Source organism: Actinomyces acetigenes (assembly GCF_031296635.1).
GTDB classification, from domain to species: domain Bacteria; phylum Actinomycetota; class Actinomycetes; order Actinomycetales; family Actinomycetaceae; genus Actinomyces; species Actinomyces acetigenes.
In genome coordinates this window covers 1-3230 of the sequence record NZ_JASPFC010000076.1, presented here as the reverse complement: position 1 = coordinate 3230, position 3230 = coordinate 1, and the positions used below count along the sequence as shown (strand labels likewise).

The 3230-nt window shown below is 72.5% G+C and carries 2 protein-coding genes and 1 pseudogene; 1 reads left to right on the top strand and 2 read right to left on the bottom strand.

Annotation, left to right across the window (positions count from 1 at the left end; all coding sequences use genetic code 11):
• Window positions 1-166 precede the first annotated feature (166 nt).
• Both dhaL and dhaK read right to left on the bottom strand, forming a co-directional pair.
• Complete coding sequence (gene dhaL, locus RIV14_RS13475; protein ID WP_070662934.1) at window positions 167-826, bottom strand: dihydroxyacetone kinase subunit DhaL; 660 nt, start codon at window positions 824-826, stop codon at window positions 167-169.
• A gap of 67 nt (window positions 827-893) precedes the next feature.
• Window positions 894-1919 (bottom strand): dihydroxyacetone kinase subunit DhaK, encoded by a 1026-nt coding sequence (gene dhaK, locus RIV14_RS13470; protein ID WP_075371510.1) that lies wholly within the window; start codon window positions 1917-1919, stop codon window positions 894-896.
• A 305-nt stretch (window positions 1920-2224) separates the two neighbouring features.
• On the opposite strand from dhaK, the pseudogene RIV14_RS13465 reads away from it, so the two are divergent.
• Window positions 2225-3230: pseudogene (locus tag RIV14_RS13465) on the top strand (hypothetical protein); the annotation flags it as partial.

The window sequence follows — 3230 nt, the reverse complement described above, 5'->3', positions numbered from 1 at the left end:
GCCTCGACGACTGCCCCGGGGTCGGTGCCCAGCCCACCGTCGGCAAGGCCCGCAGCCGTCTCGACCGGCACGTCGACGGCCACGATGAGCCGGCGCGCCAGGTCTTCGGCGGCCTCGGCCAGGGCACGGGAGTGGGAGACCAGGACGATGCCAACACTCACCGGACTCACGACGCCCTCCCGGCCACGACGTCGTCGAGGGCCGTCAGCAGCAGGACGGTGGAGGCAGCACCGGGGTCGATGTGCCCCACCGAGCGCTCCCCCAGGTAGGAGGCCCGCCCCTTGGTGGCCACCATGGGCTTGGTGGCCTCGCGCCCCTCGGCTGCGGCCCGCGCGGCGGCCGCGACACCGGCGGCGAGGTCGCCGGGATGGGCACGCAGGGCCTCCAGGGCCGGGCTCCAGGCGTCGAGCATGGTCTTCTCCCCCGTGGTGGCGCGCCCCCGCGCGGCGATACCGCCGACCCCTGCCTCCAGGGCGCCCGCGAGCGCCTGGGCGTCGAGCGCCTCCAGGCCGACGACGGCGCCCCCGGCACGCAGGAAGAAGGTGCCGTACAGGGGCCCGGAGGCGCCCCCGACGGTGGAGACCAGGGTGGTGCCGACCTTCTTGAGCAGGGCGTCGGCACTGGCGAAGCTACCGGCCTGCACCGCCTCGGCGGCGGCGGCCAGGCCGCGCTTCATGTTGGTACCGTGGTCGGCGTCACCGATGGCGGCGTCCAGCTCGGTGAGCTCCTCGGCGTGCTCGGCGATAAGCGCCGCGCTGTGGCGCACCCAGGTCGCCAGGTCCGCCACGCTCAGCGAGTGGCTCAGGGCTCCCGCGTCTGCGGTCATGTCGCTTCTCCTTCAGTCTTCTTGGGGTGCCCGCACGCGATCCGGGCACCCCGATTGTGCCAGGTCCTCACACGCCCCAGCGCAGGCCGGGCGTGTTGACTGGGGCGTCCCACAGGCTCAGCAGCTCGGCGTCGGCGCGCACCAGGGTCAGGGAGCAGCCGGCCATGTCGAGGCTGGTGATGTAGTTGCCCACGAGGTTGCGGGCTACGGTGATCCCGGCACCCTGGAGGAGGCGGGCGATCTCGCCGTACATGAGGTAGAGCTCGAGCAGCGGGGTGGCGCCCATGCCGTTGACCATGGCGATGACGCCCTCGTCGGCGCCGGCACTCTCCAGCTCGGTAAGCGCGGTGAGCTCGGCCAGGACGGGGGTGACGAGGCGCTCGGCGATCTCGGCGGCGGGGGCAACCTTCTCGCGGTGGCGTCCGGGCTCGCCGTGGATGCCGATGCCGATCTCCATCTCGTCGTCGGGCAGGTCGAAAGAGGGCTTGCCGTTGGCCGGGACGGTACAGGAGGTCAGGGCCATGCCCATGGACCTGCCGGAGGCGTTGACGCGCGCGGCGATACCGGCGACCTCGTCCAGCGGGCGCCCCTGCTCGGCGGCGGCGCCTGCGATCTTCTCCACCATGACGGTCACGCCCACGCCGCGGCGTCCGGCAGTGTAGAGGGAGTCCTCGACGGCGACGTCGTCGTTGGTGACGACGCTGGCGACCTGGATGCCGGACTCTGCGCCGACAATCTCGGCGGCCATCTCGAAGTTCATGACGTCGCCGGTGTAGTTCTTGACGATGTGCAGCACGCCGGCTCCGCGGTCGACGGCGCTGGTGGCAGCCACCATCTGGTCGGGCACCGGGGAGGTGAAGATCTCGCCGGCGCAGGCGGCGTCGAGCATGCCGGTGCCCACGAAGCCGCCGTGGAGGGGCTCGTGCCCGCTGCCTCCCCCGGAGATGATGGCGACCTTGCCCTGCTCCTTGGGCCTGCGGCGGTAGACGATGTGCTGGTCGAGGTCGACGGCGAGCTCGTGGGGGTGGGCCGCGGCCATACCCCGCAGGGCGTCCGTGACCACGTTGTCAACGGCGTTGATGAGTTTCTTCATGGCGCTGACGCTACCGCGCCACGGACCCGCGTGGGGCGCCTCAGGCACCGAGGACCTCGCCCCGTGCACATCGGTGCAGCCCAGGGTGGTCACGCAGGAGCGAATGCGCGCCCCAGCGCCCGGGGCGGGCATCTCCCGGAGACGGGGCCTGCCGATGCACCGTCCCGTCGGCACCGCCTCCCACCTTCCTCAACGTGAGCGTGGCCACCACCTGGCCTGAGCGTCACCCGCAGAGATTCTGGGGACTATCTGGGGAGGTCCTTTTTTCGCGGCACCACTGAGTCGATTACGGGCAGGATAGGGGTATGGATCTGTCCGTCGTCGCCGTCGTGGCCACTATCGCAGCCGGTGTCTCCGTCCTGGTCGCCGTTGCCGCCGTCTTCGCCGCCCGGCGCTCGACGGCGCATGCGGACCTGGCCCTTAAGGAGGCCTCACGGATCTCCCGGGCGAGCATCTCGCGGATCAACGAGGTCCAGTCCGAGGCCAGCTCGGCCCGTCTGGCGGCACGTCACACCGCCGAGCGGCTGCGCTCGATGACCAAGGAGCGCACGACCCCCGACAGCGTCGCCGCCTACCGGGTCTTCCTGCGCGAGGTCGTTGAGGACTCCAAGCACCTGCTGGGCCCCGAGGGCACCGGGACGATGAAGAACGAGGCGCTGGACCGCCTGCGGGTGGGGGCCCTGGTGGGCGGCTCGGACGAGGTGCTGCGCGCCATGCGCAACTTCGCCCTCCTGCGCACCCAGCGGCCCGAGGCCCCGTGGCCCAGCGCCTACGCCATGGCCTACGCGCGCCTGGAGTCGGACCTGGTCACCGCGATCCGCAACGACCTGGGCTCCTCCGAGGAGTCTTTGACCGCCGACCAGATCTGGGGCGCCGTCAACGCCCGCTGCGTCGACCCCGCCTTCCGGCTGGCCCTGCTCAGCCCCCTGGAGGACGTGCTGCGCAACGCCGGGCAGGACCCGACCCACTACGACCTCGACCACATCGTCAAGTTCGCCGACTACCCGAGTCCCGCCTCCCCCGCCGGGGCCAGTGGGGCCGCTGGAGCCGTGCCCGCTGCGGGCGGTCCCGGCGCCTCCGGCTCAGAGCCCCGGCGGCGCTCGCGGCGGGCGCGCAGCCGGTTGGAACGGAAGGCCTTGGCGGTGCCTTCCGGGCAGGCCACCACTGCCCTGTCCGACGCCGATGTCGTGTGGCCCCCGCTTACCCCCGGGCGCCGGGGCGGGCGCGCAGCGGCGGGCCCCATGGCTGTTCCCGAGCCGGCCTGGCCGGCGGCGCCAGCATTAGCCGCGACGACGACGGCCACCGTCCCCT